General features: G+C 72.0%; 14 protein-coding genes and 1 pseudogene. 9 read left to right on the top strand and 6 right to left on the bottom strand.

The annotated features are described in order from the left end of the window. Positions 1-3: 3 nt before the first annotated feature. The 7 genes from cysC (at position 4) to OHS82_RS11180 (ending at position 6,762) form a co-directional block, all read left to right on the top strand. Complete coding sequence (cysC, locus tag OHS82_RS11150; protein WP_057576232.1) at positions 4-612, top strand: adenylyl-sulfate kinase; 609 nt, start codon at positions 4-6, stop codon at positions 610-612. Continuing rightward, positions 609-1,547 (top strand): sulfate adenylyltransferase subunit CysD, encoded by a 939-nt coding sequence (cysD, locus tag OHS82_RS11155; RefSeq protein WP_057575903.1) that lies wholly within the window; start codon positions 609-611, stop codon positions 1,545-1,547. Before cysC ends, cysD begins: the two co-directional genes overlap by 4 nt. 2 nt (positions 1,548-1,549) lie before the next feature. Continuing rightward, a complete protein-coding gene (locus OHS82_RS11160; RefSeq protein ID WP_057575901.1) occupies positions 1,550-2,884 on the top strand; it encodes a sulfate adenylyltransferase subunit 1 in 1,335 nt (444 codons plus the stop codon). Positions 2,885-3,120: 236 nt separating this feature from the next. Beyond that, positions 3,121-4,251: an aliphatic sulfonate ABC transporter substrate-binding protein gene (locus OHS82_RS11165; RefSeq protein WP_328433793.1), complete on the top strand. Its 1,131-nt coding sequence runs from the start codon at positions 3,121-3,123 to the stop codon at positions 4,249-4,251. Beyond that, a complete protein-coding gene (locus OHS82_RS11170; protein WP_057575895.1) occupies positions 4,248-5,060 on the top strand; it encodes an ABC transporter ATP-binding protein in 813 nt (270 codons plus the stop codon). Before OHS82_RS11165 ends, OHS82_RS11170 begins: the two co-directional genes overlap by 4 nt. Further along, complete coding sequence (locus OHS82_RS11175; RefSeq protein ID WP_328433794.1) at positions 5,047-6,006, top strand: ABC transporter permease; 960 nt, start codon at positions 5,047-5,049, stop codon at positions 6,004-6,006. The genes OHS82_RS11170 and OHS82_RS11175 overlap by 14 nt, the downstream gene beginning before the upstream one ends. Before the next feature lie 6 nt (positions 6,007-6,012). Beyond that, positions 6,013-6,762 carry a sirohydrochlorin chelatase gene (locus OHS82_RS11180; protein ID WP_057575892.1) on the top strand — a complete coding sequence of 250 codons (750 nt, stop codon included), beginning with the start codon at positions 6,013-6,015 and terminating at the stop codon, positions 6,760-6,762. Between the two features lie 152 nt (positions 6,763-6,914). Here OHS82_RS11180 and OHS82_RS11185 read toward each other — a convergent pair whose 3' ends face one another. The 3 genes from OHS82_RS11185 to OHS82_RS11195 all read right to left on the bottom strand — a co-directional run bounded on the left by OHS82_RS11185 (position 6,915) and on the right by OHS82_RS11195 (position 9,630). Next, on the bottom strand, positions 6,915-7,514 hold the full coding sequence (locus OHS82_RS11185) for a TIGR03086 family metal-binding protein (protein ID WP_328433795.1): 600 nt from the start codon (positions 7,512-7,514) through the stop codon (positions 6,915-6,917). Positions 7,515-7,519: 5 nt separating this feature from the next. Then, entirely contained in the window at positions 7,520-8,563 is a 1,044-nt protein-coding gene (locus OHS82_RS11190; RefSeq protein WP_328433796.1) for a ketopantoate reductase family protein, read from the bottom strand. 518 nt (positions 8,564-9,081) lie between these two features. Then, positions 9,082-9,630 carry a DUF1697 domain-containing protein gene (locus OHS82_RS11195; protein WP_328433797.1) on the bottom strand — a complete coding sequence of 183 codons (549 nt, stop codon included), beginning with the start codon at positions 9,628-9,630 and terminating at the stop codon, positions 9,082-9,084. Between the two features lie 393 nt (positions 9,631-10,023). Between OHS82_RS11195 and OHS82_RS11200 the strand changes: the two genes are divergently transcribed. Beyond that, positions 10,024-12,291 (top strand): MMPL family transporter, encoded by a 2,268-nt coding sequence (locus OHS82_RS11200; protein WP_057575884.1) that lies wholly within the window; start codon positions 10,024-10,026, stop codon positions 12,289-12,291. 109 nt (positions 12,292-12,400) lie between these two features. On the opposite strand, the pseudogene OHS82_RS11205 reads toward OHS82_RS11200, so the two are convergent. Continuing rightward, positions 12,401-12,709 (bottom strand): annotated as a pseudogene (locus tag OHS82_RS11205) (glycosyltransferase); the annotation flags it as partial. Between the two features lie 100 nt (positions 12,710-12,809). On the opposite strand from OHS82_RS11205, the gene OHS82_RS11210 reads away from it, so the two are divergent. Then, positions 12,810-13,673 carry a phosphotransferase enzyme family protein gene (locus OHS82_RS11210; RefSeq protein ID WP_057575880.1) on the top strand — a complete coding sequence of 288 codons (864 nt, stop codon included), beginning with the start codon at positions 12,810-12,812 and terminating at the stop codon, positions 13,671-13,673. A 133-nt stretch (positions 13,674-13,806) separates the two neighbouring features. On the opposite strand, the gene OHS82_RS11215 is transcribed toward OHS82_RS11210, so the two are convergent. Together OHS82_RS11215 and OHS82_RS11220 are read right to left on the bottom strand one after the other, a co-directional pair. Then, positions 13,807-14,532 carry a 3'-5' exonuclease gene (locus tag OHS82_RS11215; protein WP_057575878.1) on the bottom strand — a complete coding sequence of 242 codons (726 nt, stop codon included), beginning with the start codon at positions 14,530-14,532 and terminating at the stop codon, positions 13,807-13,809. A 107-nt stretch (positions 14,533-14,639) separates the two neighbouring features. Then, complete coding sequence (locus OHS82_RS11220; RefSeq protein ID WP_328433798.1) at positions 14,640-15,878, bottom strand: SAV2148 family HEPN domain-containing protein; 1,239 nt, start codon at positions 15,876-15,878, stop codon at positions 14,640-14,642. Positions 15,879-15,908: the final 30 nt, after the last annotated feature.

Below are 15,908 nucleotides of genomic sequence, written 5' to 3' on the forward strand. Positions count from 1 at the left end.
GCCATGACCGCGACCTCCACGAACAGCGCCGCCCACGGCAACGCCCCCCATCCCCCTACCAACCGGGAGAACCACGTGACGACCGGAGCCACCGTCTGGCTCACGGGTCTGCCGAGTGCCGGCAAGACCACCATCGCGTACGAGCTGGCCGGCCGGCTGCGCGAGGAGGGCCACCTCGTAGAGGTGCTCGACGGCGACGAGATCCGCGAGTTCATCTCCGCGGGCCTCGGTTTCAGCCGTGAGGACCGGCACACCAATGTGCAGCGCATCGGTTTCCTGGCCGAACTGCTGGCCCGTAACGGAGTCAAGGTGCTCGTCCCGGTGATCGCGCCGTACGCGGACAGCCGTGAGGCCGTGCGCAAGCGGCACCAGGAGAGCGCAACCGGTTACCTGGAGGTGCACGTGGCGACTCCGGTCGACGTGTGCTCGGTCCGCGACGTGAAGGGCCTGTACGCCAAGCAGGCCGCGGGCGAGCTGACCGGGCTCACCGGGGTCGACGACCCCTACGAGGCGCCCGAGTCGCCCGATCTGCGGATCGAGTCCCAGGACCAGACCGTGCAGGAGTCCGCGGCGTCGGTGTACGCCCTGCTCAGCGAGAGGGGACTGGCATGACGACGACCGTCGCCGAGACCGAGGAGGGCACGGTCAGCCCGTACACCCTCAGCCATCTGGACTCGCTGGAGTCCGAGGCGGTGCACATCTTCCGTGAGGTGGCGGGTGAGTTCGAGCGGCCGGTGATCCTGTTCTCCGGCGGCAAGGACTCCATCGTCATGCTGCACCTGGCGCTGAAGGCGTTCGCCCCGGCCGCCGTCCCCTTCTCGCTGCTGCACGTGGACACCGGGCACAACTTCCCCGAGGTCCTGGAGTACCGCGACCGGGTGGTAGCCGAGCACGGGCTGCGCCTCCATGTGGCCTCCGTGCAGGAGTACATCGACCGCGGAGCGCTCCGGGAGCGTCCGGACGGGACCCGTAACCCGCTCCAGACGCTGCCGCTCACGGAGAAGATCCAGGCCGAGAGGTTCGACGCGGTCTTCGGCGGGGGCCGGCGCGACGAGGAGAAGGCGCGCGCCAAGGAGCGCGTGTTCTCCCTGCGCGACGAGTTCTCGCAGTGGGACCCGCGCCGCCAGCGGCCCGAGCTGTGGAACCTGTATAACGGCCGCCACGCCCCCGGCGAGCACGTCCGGGTCTTCCCGCTCTCCAACTGGACCGAGCTGGACGTCTGGCAGTACATCGCCCGCGAGGGCATCGAACTGCCGGAGATCTACTTCGCGCACGAGCGGGAGGTGTTCCGGCGGGCCGGCATGTGGCTGACCGCCGGCGAGTGGGGCGGCCCCAAGGACGGGGAAACCGTCGAAAAGCGTCTCGTGCGTTACCGCACCGTCGGTGACATGTCCTGCACCGGTGCCGTCGACTCCGACGCCGTGACGCTGGACGACGTCATCGCCGAGATCGCCGCCTCCCGGCTGACCGAGCGCGGCGCGACCCGCGCCGACGACAAGATGTCCGAGGCCGCGATGGAAGACCGCAAGCGCGAGGGGTACTTCTAAGCATGAGCACCATCACCGCCGAGGAACTCTCGGCCACGACCCTGTTGCGGTTCGCCACCGCGGGCTCCGTCGACGACGGCAAGTCCACCCTGGTGGGCCGGCTGCTGCACGACTCCAAGTCGATCCTGAGCGACCAGCTGGAGGCCGTCGAGCGCGCCTCGGCGAGCCGCGGGCAGGAAGCGCCCGACCTGGCGCTCCTCACCGACGGGCTGCGCGCCGAGCGCGAGCAGGGCATCACCATCGACGTGGCCTACCGCTACTTCGCCACGCCCAGGCGGCGGTTCATCCTGGCCGACACGCCGGGCCATGTGCAGTACACCCGCAACATGGTGACGGGCGCCTCCACTGCGGAGCTGACGGTGATCCTGGTCGACGCCCGCAACGGCGTCGTCGAGCAGACCCGCCGGCACGCGGCCATCGCGGCCCTGCTCCGGGTTCCGCACGTCGTGCTCGCCGTCAACAAGATGGACCTGGTCGACTACCGGGAGCCGGTGTTCGCGGCGATCGCCGAGGAGTTCACGGCGTACGCGAGCGAGCTGGGCGTGCCCGAGGTGACCGCGATCCCGATCTCGGCGCTGGCCGGCGACAACGTGGTGGACCCGTCGGCCAACATGGACTGGTACGGCGGCCCGACGTTCCTGGAACACCTGGAAAAGGTTCCGGTCAGTCACGACCTCGCGCACTGCCACGCCCGGCTGCCCGTCCAGTACGTGATCCGGCCGCAGACCGCCGAGCACCCGGACTACCGGGGCTACGCGGGCCAGATCGCGGCGGGCACCTTCCGGGTCGGCGAGGCGGTGACCGTGCTGCCGTCCGGTCGCACGTCGACGATCTCCGGCATCGACCTGCTGGGCGAGCCGGTGGACGTGGCGTGGACGACGCAGTCGGTGACCGTGCTGCTCGCGGACGACGTCGACGTCTCGCGCGGCGACCTGATCGTGCCCACCAAGGACGCGCCGGCCACCACCCAGGACGTCGAGGCGACCGTGTGCCATGTCGCCGACCAGCCGCTGACCGTCGGGCACCGGGTGCTGATCAAGCACGGCACCCGCACCGTCAAGGCGATCGTGAAGGACATTCCGTCCCGTCTCACGCTCGACGACCTGTCCCTGCACCCGCACCCGGGACAGCTCGTCGCCAACGACATCGGCCGGGTGAAGATCCGCACGGCACAACCGCTGCCGGTGGATTCCTACGCCGACTCGCGCCGTACCGGCTCGTTCATCCTGATCGACCCCGCCGACGGCACGACGCTCACCGCGGGCATGGTCGGCGAGTCGTTCGCGTCGCCGGAGCCGGTCAAGGACGCCGCCGACGACGACGGCTGGGACTTCTGACCGTGGCCGCGACCGACGTCTACGCGACGTTCGCGAAGGAGGGCGGCCGGATCGGCAGCGGCGCCCTCGGCAGCGGGCAGGGCGGAGTCGCGCGATGTGCGGGCTGACGTACGCGCACCGCCTGCGCGCCCGACCGCCCCGCCCGCCGTCGTGGAAACGACGAGAACCCTTTGCCGAGCTCCCGGCCACGACCTGAGAGACCGTGACCGCCGGGCCGACGAGAGGAACCCCTCCCGGTGCCTGCCAGTCTCCCCACGTCACGGCTTCGCCGCGGCGTCGCGGCCCTAGCGGCCCTGCCCCTGCTCGCCCTCGCGGCCTGCGGCTACGGTTCGCAGGCCAAGGACGGCAACGCCGACGAGCGGGTCGCCGCCGGGGCGCAGAAGATCGACGGGCTCGACTCCGTGCGGATCGGTTACTTCGGCAACCTGACGCATGCGACCGCGCTGGTCGGCCGTGAGCAGGGCATCCTCCAGAAGGCACTGGGCGCCACCAAGGCGTCGTACGCGACGTTCAACGCGGGCCCCTCGGAGATCGAGGCGCTGAACGCCGGTTCTCTCGACATCGGCTGGATCGGTCCGTCCCCGGCGATCAACGGGTACGCCAAGTCCCACGGCAAGAGCCTGCGCATCGTGGGGGGTTCGGCGTCCGGCGGGGTGAAGCTGGTGGTGAACCCGGACAAGGTCGCCTCGCTCGAGGACGTCAAGGGCAAGCGGATCGCGACGCCTCAGCTCGGAAACACGCAGGATGTGGCGTTTCTGAACTGGATCGCGAAGCAGGGCTGGACGGTGGACGCGCAGAGCGGCAAGGGTGACGTCACCGTCGTCCGCAGCGACAACAAGGTGACGCCGGACGCGTTCCGGTCGGGGTCGGTCGACGGCGCCTGGGTGCCGGAGCCGACCGCCTCGAAGCTGCTCGCCGAGGGCGGCAAGGTGCTGCTGGACGAGGCGTCGCTGTGGCCCGACAGGAAGTTCGTGATCACGAACGTCATCGTGTCGCAGAAGTTCCTCGAGCGGCACCCGAAGGTGGTGGAGGCCGTGCTGAAGGGCTCGGTGGAGACCAACAGGTGGATCGGCGCCAACCCGGCGAAGGCGAAGGCCGCGGCGAACAGGCAGCTGGAGACGGACTCCGGCAAGGCACTGCCCGCCGACGTGCTGGACCCGGCGTGGCGGTCTATCCGGTTCACCGACGACCCGCTGGCGGCCACCCTCGGCGCCGAGGCGGCGCACGCGGTCGACGCGGGTCTGCTGGAAAAGCCCGACCTCGAGGGCGTCTACGACCTGACGATCCTGAACAAGGTCCTCGAGGCCGAGGGCGAGTCCGCTGTCGACGACGCCGGTCTGGGTGTCGACCGACCGAAGTCCCGATGAGTTCCCAGGAGGTGACGACCATGGCCACGACCTTCGCCAAGGCCGCCGAGCCCACCGAGTCCGTGACGTACGCGGCACGCCTCGACCACGTCTCGAAGTCCTTCGCGGGTCCGGGCGGGCAGCAGCTCGTCCTGGACGACATCACCCTCGACGTCGCGCCCGGCGAGTTCGTCACCCTGCTCGGGGCGTCGGGCTGCGGCAAGTCCACCCTGCTGAACCTGGTGGCCGGCCTCGACCGGCCCACCGTCGGGTCCATCACGACGAACGGCCGCCCGGCGCTGATGTTCCAGGAGCACGCGCTGTTCCCGTGGCTGACCGCGGGCAAGAACATCGAACTCGCCCTGAAGCTGCGAGGGGTCGCGAAGCCCGAGCGGCGCGGCAAGGCCGAGGAGCTGCTCGAGCTGGTCCGGCTGAAGGGCGCTTACGGAAAGCGTGTTCACGAGCTTTCCGGCGGTATGCGGCAGCGGGTGGCGATGGCCCGCGCGCTGGCCCAGAAGAGCCAACTCCTGCTGATGGACGAGCCGTTCGCGGCGCTGGACGCCATCACGCGGGACGTGCTGCACGACGAGCTCACCCGGATCTGGGAGGAGACGGGGCTGTCCGTCCTGTTCGTGACGCACAACGTGCGGGAGGCGGTGCGGCTCGCACAGCGCGTCGTCCTGCTGTCCTCCCGGCCGGGCCGGGTGGCGCGCGAGTGGACGGTGGACATCCCTCAGCCGCGCCGGATCGAGGACGCCCCGGTGGCGGAACTGTCCCTCGAGATCACCGAAGTCCTGCGTGGGGAGATCCGCCGTCATGGCCAGCACTGAGACGAAGACGACGGGAACGAAGACGACCGTGGGCGGGACGACCGGGACGAGGCCGACGGTGTCGGAGGGCACGGCGACGGAGGCGAACGCCACCGGGCTGGCCGGCGTGGAGGCGGGTCTCGACGCGCTGGACGTCGTCGCGCCCACCGCGCGGACGCCCTTGCGGCGGACCTTCGTCGACAAGATCCTGCCGCCGGTCGTCGCGACGGCGCTGCTGCTGGCCGTCTGGCAGATCACCTTCAAGACGGTCGACGACCCGACCAAGCTGGTGTCCCCGCTGGACGTCTGGCACACGCTCCGCCAGGCATGGCTCCAGGGCGAGCTGCTCGGCTACATCTGGACGAGCGTCTCCCGCGGACTGCTCGGCTTCGCGTTCGCCCTGACGATCGGCACCCCGCTGGGTCTGCTGGTGGCGCGGGTGAAGTTCGTGCGGGCGGCGATCGGGCCGATCCTGTCCGGCCTCCAGTCGCTGCCGTCGGTGGCGTGGGTGCCGCCGGCGGTGCTGTGGCTGGGTCTGAACAACTCGATGATGTACGCGGTGATCCTGCTGGGCGCGGTGCCGTCCATCGCCAACGGGCTGGTCTCCGGGGTCGACCAGGTGTCGCCGCTGTTCCTGCGGGCGGGCCGCACGATGGGGGCGACGGGGCTGAAGGGAACCGTGTACATCACGTTGCCGGCCGCGTTGCCGGGGTATGTGGCGGGTCTGAAGCAGGGCTGGGCGTTCTCGTGGCGTTCGCTGATGGCGGCGGAGATCATCGCCTCGTTCCCCGACCTCGGCGTCGGTCTCGGACAGTTGCTGGAGAACGGGCGCAACGCCAGTGACATGTCGATGGTCTTCGAGGCGATCCTGCTCATCCTGTTCGTCGGCATCGCGATCGACCTGCTGATCTTCAGTCCGCTCGAGCGGTGGGTGCTGCGCAGCCGCGGCCTGCTGGTGAAGAGCTGACGTCCCATGCACAAGAAGCCGGTTCTCCCCGCCCTGGTGGTCATCGCCCACGGCAGCCGTGATCCACGGCATGCCGCGACCGTCCACGCCCTGGTGCGGCGGGTGCGGTCGCTGCGGCCCGGGTTGCGTGTAGAGACCGGTTTCCTCGATTTCAACGTGCCGTCCGTGCACGGGGTGCTGGAATCGCTGGCGGCGGACGGCGTCCGTGACGTCGTGGCGCTGCCGCTGCTGCTGACCCGCGCGTTCCATGCGAAGGCGGACGTCCCGGCGGTGCTGCGGGACGCGCCGCCGCAGTTGCGGATCAGGCAGGCCGAGGTGCTCGGCCCCTCGCCGTTGCTCCTCTCCGCGCTGGACCGGCGGCTGTACGAGGCGGGGCTGTCGCCCGCCGACAAGTCCTCGACCGGGGTCGTGCTGGCCTCGGCGGGGTCCTCCGACCCGGAGGCGATCGCAGTGATCGCAGATATCGCGCGGGAGTGGCGGCGCACCGGTTGGTGTGCCGTGCGGCCTGCGTTCGCCTCCGCCTCTCTGCCGCGCACCGAGGACGCGGTCCGCGAACTGCGGGCGCTGGGGTGTGCGCGGGTCGCCGTCGCGCCGTACGTCCTGGCCCCCGGGTTCCTGCCGGACCGTATCGCGCGCGGAGCGACCGAGGCGGACGTCCTGGCCGGCGTGCTGGGCCCGGCGCCCGAGGTGGCCCGGGTGCTTCTGGAACGTTACGAAACAGCTCGGACCCCGGCTCTGGCTGCTGTGGGGGCGTGAGGAGGCGGAGCCGCGGCTGACGGGCCGCGGCCACAGCCGACGGGCAAGCGGCGGTCCGAGCCGGCGGACGGGCGGCTGCATGGGCCGGCGGGCGTGTGGCCCCTGGCGCTCGGCGAGGCCCCCGCCACACACGCCACGGGACGGACCGGCCGTCAGCCTTGCGTTCGGACGGTGCCCTGGCGCGGGTCGCGGCCGCTCGCCGCGAGCGCCCGTTCGAACACCGGCGCGTCCTGCGCCACCGGCACCGCCTGCGCGAAGCCGTCGTAGCGGCGGTAGAGGTCGCCGTGCCGTTCGACGACGTCGAGGACGAACCGGGCCGCGTCGTCGGAGAGCCGGAACTCCTGGCCGGTGGCGACCGCCACGTCCCACCCGTGCACCGCCGTCTCCTTGACGATCAGCGAGGCCACCTCGGCGGCGGGCATCGCGGCCGTCCCGAGGTCGATCTCCCCCTCCCACACGGCCGGGTGCGCCCACGCGGCGACGGCCCGGTCGAGCTGCTCGGCGTACGCCGTCGCCCAGTGCGGGTCGGCGGTGAAGTCGCGGCCGGTCAGGTCGTCGGGCAGCGGCTTGCGCAGGGCACGGTGCTCCAGGCCGTGGGAGGTGTACAGGACCCAGTGGTCGACCAGGGCGCGCAGGGTCCAGCCGGGGCAGTGCGTGGGGTCGTTCAGCCGTTCCGCGGGCACGCCTCGGGCGACGCGGGACGCCTCGGCGGCGCATTCGGACAGGTACCGGTGGGTCTCGTCGTGCTTCATGCCGCTCACGCTACGGAGCGGGGTCCCTGGGAATCTTGAAGAAACGCGACAGCTGTGTCGACCAGCGCGAGCAGGTCCGGCAGCGGCAGGGAACCGGGCGCCCGCCGCTCCCGGGCGAACTCGTTCGCAAGCCGTTGCAGCAACTCGTTCAGCGGGGTGGGCACGCCGTGCAGGCGGCCGAGGAGCACGATCTCGCCGTTGAGGTGGTCGGCCTCGATGGTCCCGGTGCCGCGGCTGAGGGACTGCCAGGAGGAGCCGCCGCCCCGTGGGGCGCCGTCGAGCGGGACCAGGGTGATCTTGTCGCTGCGTACGGCCCGCTCCTCGTCGGTGCTCGCATAGGGGATGCCGGCGGCGCGCAGCACGCTCTCGCCCTCGGCCCGCACGCGCGCGTACAGCGCATCGGCACGGGGGTCGCCGACCGGCCCGCTCACCGCTTCCAGGGCGTTGGCGAGGTTCGACAGGAGTTTGGCGTACTGCCAGCGGGAGACGTCCGGTACGACGGGCGCCTCGAAGCACGCCTTCTCCAGGTCGGCGGCGACACGGCGGACGGTGTCGTCGACGCCGTGCGGATGGCGGCCGAGGTGCAGGATGCCGGTGAGCGGGCTGCCCGCGGCGGCGACGACGCCGGGGTCGACATGGGTGGACGGCAGCCAGACGCACACGCCGTAGACGTGCCGGAAGCGGCGCAGTGCCAGTCGCGGGCTCTCCACGCCGTTCTGCGCGCAGAACAGCGGCAGTCGCTCGGCCGCGGTGGCGCCGCCCTCGACCGGGGCCGGGCCCCATGTCCGCAGGGCGGACTCGGCGTCCTGGGTCTTGACGGCGAGGACGAGGACGTCGTCGGCGCGCAGTGTGCCGAGGTCGGCCGGGCTCTCGACCACGGGCAGCCGGAACGTCAGCAGGCCCTCCGGGACGCGCAGCCGCAGTCCTTGCTCCGCGAGCGCCGCCCGGTGCGGGCCGCGCGCCACCAGCACGACCTGCTGCCCGGCCTCCGCCAGCCTTCCGGCGATCGTGCCCCCGACCGCCCCTGCCCCGATGATGACGTAGCGCATGGGTCGAGCCTCGCACAGCCGTCCAGGTGCGCGGGCGGGATTCGCCGACGGGAGTGTGCCGACTCCCGCTGGTCAGGGGCCTGATGGTGAAAGCCCTGATGGTGCGGGGCCTGTTGGTGCAGGGTCCGGCGAGCGGCACACCCACAGACGCCTGTAGCCACCCCCGACGACGCCAGCCACGGCCACGGCCACTGCCACCCCGAGGGCCACGGCACGGCCACGATCGTCCTGACCCGGCCGGCTGCCCGGTGTCCACGCCGTACCGCCCGGTGTCCCCGCCGTACCGGCGACCCGGCCCACGCCGGGTGCGAGCCGCGCGCGAGCCGGATGCGGGCCGCGCGGGCCGAGTGCGCCCCTGCCGCCACGAAGGCGGAGCCCCCGCCGTCCCTGACGCGCCCGGTCCACGGCCGCTGTCGATGCCCGGTCACGGCAGTCGTCGGTGCCCCGTCACGACGGCCGTCGGTGTCCGAGCACGACCGCCGTCGGCCCCGCGTCACGGCTGCCGCCCGTCCCCCGGGTCAGGGCCGTGTCATCTCCACCAGCTTGAGGACGGTGTTCCAGTTGCGGGTGGTGGCGATCAGCCCCTTGTTCACGCGGGGCCTCGCGAGCTGCTCGGCGAGTCTGGAGCGGCCGAGGCCGACGGGGGTGTACAGGTACAAAACGCGGTCGCCGAGCCGGAATTCCTCGGGAAGGTGGGCGGCGCGGTCGATGCCGGCGAAGCGCTCCTCGTCGACGGGCCCGGAGAAGTAGGTGGCGTGGAGCTGCTTGGCCTCCAGTTCGGCGGCCGGGAAGGGGCAGGCGTCGGCGACGGCCCGCAGATAGGCGTGGGCGCGCACGAGCACGTCCACGGCGAAGCCGAAGCGCTTCTCGATCGCGGTCGTGAGCTCCGCGGCGAGGCTCTCCTCGTCCCCGCGGGTGCTGGAGAAGACGGCCTGGCCGCTCTGGAGGTAGGTGCGCACGTCGCCGTGGCCGAGCTCCTCGAGCAGGGCGCGCAGGTCGGCCATGGGGAGCTTCCGGTTGCCGCCCACGTTGATGCCGCGCAGCAGGGCCGCGTACGTCGTCGTCATCCGCTCAGCCTATGCGGCCGCCGTGCCCCGTGGGGGTGGGCACGGCGGTCGCGGCCCGGACGAGGGGCCGGGCGAAACTCTTGCCGATCGATGGCCGGCGGGGCAACCTCTGACGGACTTCTCCACAGGCCTGTGACGTGTTGAGCAAACTTTCGAAACGACGATTGCGGTCTTCACCGGCGACCGCACCCTGATCGCCGTCCCCGAGACAGACCGATAGGTGTAAGGGGTCACTGTCCTACTCAGCGGTGAGACGCCGCGGTCCGAGGGGAGGACTCGCGTGCCCGGCACTTCACCGGGCAGCACGACGAGAGGGGTTTATCCAGGCCATACCTTCGAATCGGAAGGTGGCGGCAGGGGGCTTCCACCGCATCTCAAGAGGGCAGGCCCGTCATGGGGAACGGAGATACAAGGGTGCGGGGCTTCGCCGCGCGGGCCGGCGGCTGGAGCGCCCGGCATCGATGGGCCGCTGTGGGCATCTGGGTGCTGTTCGTCGTCCTGGCCATGGGGATCGGCTCGGCGGCCGGCACGGTCGAGGTGAAGGAGAGCGACCAGCTCGGGGGCGAGACCCACACCGCCGCCAAGATCATCGAGGACGCCGGGATCGAGGAGCCGGCCAGCGAGACCGTGCTCATCCAGGCGAAGAGCGGCTCGCTCAAGGCCACCGACCCGGAGTTCAAGGCCGCCGTCACCGCGGTCGTCGCCGCCGTCGGCAAGACCGGTGCGGCCACCGACGTGACCTCGCCCTACGACACCCAGACGATCTCCAAGGACGGCCGCAGCGCGCTGGTGCAGTTCGACATGCGCGGCGACTCCGACACCGCGGGCGAGCGGGTCGAGCCGGTTCTCGACGCCGTCGCGGGCGTGCAGAAGGAGCACTCCTCGCTGCGGATCGAGGAGATCGGCGGCGCCAGCATGATGAAGACGTTCGACGACGCGTTCGGCGACGACTTCCAGCAGGCCGAGTACTCCGCGGTGCCGGTGGCGCTGGGCATCCTGCTGATCGCCTTCGGCGCGCTGGTGGCGGCGCTGCTGCCGGTGGCCCTCGCGGTCACCGCGATCATGGCGACGATGGGCCTGATGAGCATCGTCAGCCACTTCCAGCCGATGGACGACACCGCGAGTTCGGTGATGCTGCTGGTCGGGCTGGCCGTGGGCGTCGACTACTGCCTGTTCTACCTCCGTCGGGAGCGCGAGGAGCGGGCCGCGGGACGTGATCCGGAAACCGCTCTCAGGATCGCCGCGGCGACCAGCGGCCGTGCCGTGATCGTCTCCGGTGTCACCGTGTGCGTGGCGATGGCGGGCATGCTGTTCACGGGGCTCGCCACGTTCGAGGCGATGGGTCTGGCCTCTCTGATGGTGGTCGCGGTCGCCATGGTCGGTTCGGTGACCGTGCTGCCGGCGCTGCTCTCGCTGCTCGGCCATCGGGTGGAGAAGGGCCGGATCCCGTTCCTGCACCCCGACAAGCGCCGCAGGAACGGCAAGGGCGGTCGTGCCGCGGAGGGCAGCCGGTTCTGGAGCGCGGTGCTGAAGGTCGTCCTCGCCAAGCCCGGCGTCTCGCTGGTCGTCGCGGCCGGCGCGCTGCTCGCGATCGCCGCTCCGGCGGTCGGCATGAAGACCCAGAACCTCACCCTGGACCAGGAGTTCGGCGACTCGCTGCCCATCGTGCAGACGTACAACCGGGTCAACGACGCCTTCCCGGGCGGCTCCGAGCCGGCCGAGGTGATCGTCAAGGCGGACGACATCAACTCCGCCGACGTCAAGGGCGCGCTGCAGGCGTTCAAGGAGCAGGCCGTGAGTTCGGGCGCCTCCCGGGGGCCGGTCGAGATCAAGCTGCACGACGCGCAGAACATCGCGTACGTGTACGTGCCGCTGGTCGGCGGCTCCGACCTGGACAAGGCGGGTGCGAGCCTGACGAAGCTGCGCGACGAGGTGCGTCCCGCCACGCTCGGCAAGGTGGACGGCGTCCAGGCGCCCATCACCGGACAGGTGGCCGGTTCGCAGGACTTCAACGACCAGCTGGCCGGAGCGGTCACCCCGGTCTTCGCGTTCGTCGTCGTCTTCGCCTTCCTGCTTATGCTGCTGTCGTTCCGCTCGCTGACGGTCGCGATCACCTCGATCGTGCTCAACCTGCTGTCGGTGGGCGCGGCCTACGGCATCCTCGTCGCGGTGTTCCAGCACGGCTGGGGTGCGTCGTTGGTGGGCGCGGAGGGCGTCGGCGCGATCATCACCTGGCTGCCGCTGTTCCTGTTCGTGATCCTGTTCGGTCTGTCGATGGACTACCACGTGTTCGTCGTCTCCCGGATCCGCGAGGCGCGGCTGCGGGGGCGCACGACGAACGAGGCCATCGAGCACGGCGTGGTCACCACGGCGGGCGTGGTCACCAGCGCCGCCGTCATCATGGTCGCCGTGTTCGCGATCTTCGGCACGCTGTCCATGCAGTCGATGAAGCAGATGGGCGTGGGCCTCGCGGCGGCGGTCCTGATCGACGCGACGATCATCCGCGGTGTGCTGCTGCCTGCCGTGATGGCGCTGCTCGGCGAGCGCAACTGGTATCTGCCGAAGTGGCTGCACTGGCTGCCGGACATGACGCACGACGAGTCGCCGGAGGCGGTCGCGCCGGTGGCGCGGGACGACGAGGGCCGGCCGGTGGGGGTCTGACCGACGCCCTGCGGCGTCCCCGCAGGGCGTGAGCCCTGAGGGCCCGTTGACTTCCGAGGGAGTCGACGGGCCCTTCCTCGTGCCTGGTTCAGCGGCGTGTCCTGTCGAGTTACGCCTCGACGAGGTCCGCCGCCCGCGGTGTGCCGCCTTCCGCCGCCATCTCCGCCTGGACTTCCTCGAGCCGGCGGGCCACCCCAAGATCGTCGACGAGTGCGAGGGCGGCCTCGCACAGGGTCTCGGCCGTGGCGTCCGCCCCGTCGATCCGCCGGGCCACGCCGAGCCCCTGGAGGACGTCCGCGGTGCCGAACCGGTCCACGGCCTGCGGTACGGCGATCATCGGCGCGGCCGTGTCCAGACCCTCCTGGCTGCCGCCGGCGCCCGCGTGGGTGACGAACAGGTCCGCCTGCCGCAGCACCGCCGGCTGCCCGAATGCGACACTGCACGAATGCGGCGCTGACCGTCGGACGGCCGGATCAGGCAGTCGGCGGGCCGGGCGGGCAACAAAAGGGAGGCGGACGATGGACGAGGCGCGGGCGCGGGAGGTACTGGCCGCGGCGGGTGTGCTGCCCGGACCGGCGGAGGACGCGCGGCTGCTCGCCCTGGGGGAGAACGCGGTGTTCGCCGCCGGCTGCCTGGCGGTGAAGGTCGGCCGGGACGCCGAGCTCCTCGACCGGGCCCGGCGCGAGCTCGACGTCGCGGCCTGGCTGGCCGAGGCGGGCGTGCCCGCGGTGCGGGCGGCCGAGCCGAAACCCCTGCTGGTCGAGGGGCATCCGGTGACGGTGTGGCACCGGCTGCCGGACCCGGTGCGGCCGGCCGGGCCGGGCGACCTGGCCGCACTGCTGCGTCTGGTGCACGCCCTGCCCGCCCCCGCCTTCGCCCTGCCGCCGCGGGATCTGCTGTCGGGAGTCGAACGCTGGCTGCGGCTCGCGGGCGACGCGATCGACCCGGCGGACGCGGCCTTTCTGCGCGCGCGGCGCGACGGCTTCGCCGAGGCCGCCTCCGCTCTCACCCCGCGGCTGCGGCCCGGCCCGATCCACGGCGACGCGCTGGCGCGCAATGTGCACATCGGCCCCGACGGTCCGGTCCTGGTCGACCTGGAGACCTTCTCCGCCGATCTGCGCGAGCACGACCTCGTCGTCATGGCGCTCTCCCGCGACCGGTACGGTCTGCCCTCCGAGGCCTACGACGCGTTCACCGAGGCCTACGGGTGGGACGTGCGGGAGTGGGAGGGCTGTGCGGTGCTGCGGGGCGCGCGCGAGACCGCGAGCTGCGCCTGGGTCGCCCAGCACGCGCCGGCGAACCCCGCGGCCGCGGCGGAGTTCCGGCGCCGGGTGGCGTCACTGCGCGACGGGGACGAGGCGGTGCGCTGGTACCCGTTCTGAGGACGGCAGCACCACCGGGAACGAGGCCCCGCCGGGGATACTCCCCTCGCCGGTGCCACCGGGCGCCCGGGCCTACCGGGGGCGCCGACGCCAGGCGAGGGCCGCGGCCTGACCGGCCCCGCCCGGCCCCGCCTCACACGCTGGGGCTGTCGGCCGGCTCCCGTACCGGCCAGGACCCGTCCACCACGGCTTCCGCGTCGCCCTTGCGGCGCAGGAAACCCTGGAAGTCCGCCGCCCACTCGGCGTACCACTCGATCTGACGGCGGTGCAGCTCCGCCGGGCCGAGGCCCGCGACCTTGGGGTGGCGGGCCGCTATCGCCCCGGCCAGCCGGGCGGCGGCGAGGGCGTCGGCGGAGGCGTCGTGCGCGGAGTCGAGGCGGACGCCGTACTCGGCGCAGACCGCTTCGAGGTTGCGCTTGCCGCGCCGGTAGCGGTCGACCGAGCGGTCGATGGTGTACGGGTCGACCACCGGCGCGGGGTCGAGGCCGCCGAGGCGTTCGCGCAGCGAGGGCAGCCCGTGGCGGCGCAGTTCGGCCGACAGCAGCGTGAGGTCGAAGGCGGCGTTGTAGGCGACGACCGGGACCCCGGTGCGCCAGTAGCCCACGAGGACGTCGGCTATCGCGTCCGCGACCCGGTCGGCCGGAGCGCCGTCGGCGGCCGCCCGCTCGTTGCTGATCCCGTGCACCGCCACCGCGTCCGCCGGGATCTCGACGCCCGGGTCCGCCAGCCACTCGCGATGCCCCAGGACCTGCCCGTCCCTGACCTCGATCACGGCTGCCGTGACGATGCGCGCCTCACGCGGGTCCGTCCCGGTGGTCTCCAGGTCGAAGCCGATCAGCAGCTCCTGGTGCCAGGCCATGTCGGCCCCCCTTCTCGGTGGTGCTTCCCCCAGTGGTCCCCACCTTCCCACGCCCCACTGACAATCAGAGGAGCGCACTGCGCTTACCGGAAGCAGAACCGGACGTTTCAGGACACCGGCCGCGAGTCCGCCCAGGCCAGCTCGAACTCCTCGCGATATGCCGGGAAGAGTCCGGCTTCGTCCACCTCGCCCGGCTTGACCACCCGGCTGCCGCCCCTCAGCACCAGCACCGGCGCCTCCATGCCGCGCATACGCCGCAGATAGGACTGGATCACCGCGATGCCGTCGGCGCCGTCGCCGTCGACGAGGTAGGCGGTGAAGCGGGGCGTCTCGTCGTACACCTGGATCTGGAAGGCGCCGGGATCGCGCAGCCGGGACCGGACGCGGCGCATGTGCAGGATGTTCATCTCCACGGACCGGCTCAACTCGCCCCGTCTCATCCCGAGTTCGCGTTCGCGGCGCTTGACGGAGCTGGAGGCGGGATTGAGGAAGAGCAGCCGGATGCGGGCGCCGCCCTCGGCGAGGCGGACCAGGCGGCGGCCGGAGAAGTTCTGCACGAGCAGGTTGAGGCCGATGCCGATGGCGTCGATCCGGCGGGAGCCGTCGAAGATGTCCTCGGCGGGGAACTGGCGAAGCAGCCGCACCCGGTCGGAGTGGACGGCGACCACGTCCGCGTACCGGTCGCCGACCAGGTCCTCGACGGCGTCGACGGGCAGCCGGCGCGCGGAGGGCACGTCGCCGCTGGTGCCGAGCATCTCCAGCAGGCGCGCGGAGGCCCGTTCGGCCTGGTTCAGGACGGCTTCGGAGAGCGCCCGGTTGCGGGAGACGACGTTACGGGTCACCTCCAGCTCGTCCAGGGCGAGTTCGACGTCGCGGCGGTCGTCGAAGTACGGCTCGAAGCAGGGCCAGTGCTGCACCATCAGCTCGCGCAGCTGGGGCAGGGTGAGGAAGGAGATCACGTTGTCGTCGGCCGGGTCGAGCAAGTAGCCCTTGCGGCGGCTGACCTCGCGTACCGCGACGGCGCGCTGCACCCATTCCTGGCCGGCGGGACCGGCCGCGGCGACCACCCACTCGTCGCCGTGGACGGGTTCGTAGATGGGGCGCAGCACGGCGGCCACGACGGCGCGCAGCCGCTGCTCGACGAGGTTCAGCCAGATGTAGGCCCGCCCGGCCCGCTGGGCTCGGGTGCGCACCTCCCGCCAGGCTTCGGTGTCCCAGTCCAGCTCCGGTCCGATGGCGTTCGTCTCCATCGGCCGGGCCAGGGACACCGTGCCGGGCGGGACGTCTGCGGAGCCCCCCTCGTGACCCTCGTCACCAGGGGGCAGCTCCAGCCCTCCCGAGCCCACCCGCGCACCGCCTTCCGCTCCCCCGAGCAC

It is taken from the genome of Streptomyces sp. NBC_00425, from assembly GCF_036030735.1.
GTDB lineage: Bacteria > Actinomycetota > Actinomycetes > Streptomycetales > Streptomycetaceae > Streptomyces.

What these genes read in the sequence shown, in the direction of transcription:
- OHS82_RS11195 (WP_328433797.1), bottom strand. Translation starts at nt 9,630, where the DNA reads ATGACGACGACGTACGCGGCCCTGCTGCGCGGCATCAACGTGGGCGGC.
- OHS82_RS11185 (WP_328433795.1), bottom strand. Translation starts at nt 7,514, where the DNA reads ATGAAGCACGACGAGACCCACCGGTACCTGTCCGAATGCGCCGCCGAG.
- OHS82_RS11170 (WP_057575895.1), top strand. Translation starts at nt 4,248, where the DNA reads ATGAGTTCCCAGGAGGTGACGACCATGGCCACGACCTTCGCCAAGGCC.
- OHS82_RS11200 (WP_057575884.1), top strand. Translation starts at nt 10,024, where the DNA reads ATGGGGAACGGAGATACAAGGGTGCGGGGCTTCGCCGCGCGGGCCGGC.
- OHS82_RS11215 (WP_057575878.1), bottom strand. Translation starts at nt 14,532, where the DNA reads ATGGCCTGGCACCAGGAGCTGCTGATCGGCTTCGACCTGGAGACCACC.
- OHS82_RS11190 (WP_328433796.1), bottom strand. Translation starts at nt 8,563, where the DNA reads ATGCGCTACGTCATCATCGGGGCAGGGGCGGTCGGGGGCACGATCGCC.
- OHS82_RS11210 (WP_057575880.1), top strand. Translation starts at nt 12,810, where the DNA reads ATGGACGAGGCGCGGGCGCGGGAGGTACTGGCCGCGGCGGGTGTGCTG.
- OHS82_RS11160 (WP_057575901.1), top strand. Translation starts at nt 1,550, where the DNA reads ATGAGCACCATCACCGCCGAGGAACTCTCGGCCACGACCCTGTTGCGG.
- OHS82_RS11175 (WP_328433794.1), top strand. Translation starts at nt 5,047, where the DNA reads ATGGCCAGCACTGAGACGAAGACGACGGGAACGAAGACGACCGTGGGC.
- OHS82_RS11180 (WP_057575892.1), top strand. Translation starts at nt 6,013, where the DNA reads ATGCACAAGAAGCCGGTTCTCCCCGCCCTGGTGGTCATCGCCCACGGC.
- cysD (WP_057575903.1), top strand. Translation starts at nt 609, where the DNA reads ATGACGACGACCGTCGCCGAGACCGAGGAGGGCACGGTCAGCCCGTAC.
- cysC (WP_057576232.1), top strand. Translation starts at nt 4, where the DNA reads ATGACCGCGACCTCCACGAACAGCGCCGCCCACGGCAACGCCCCCCAT.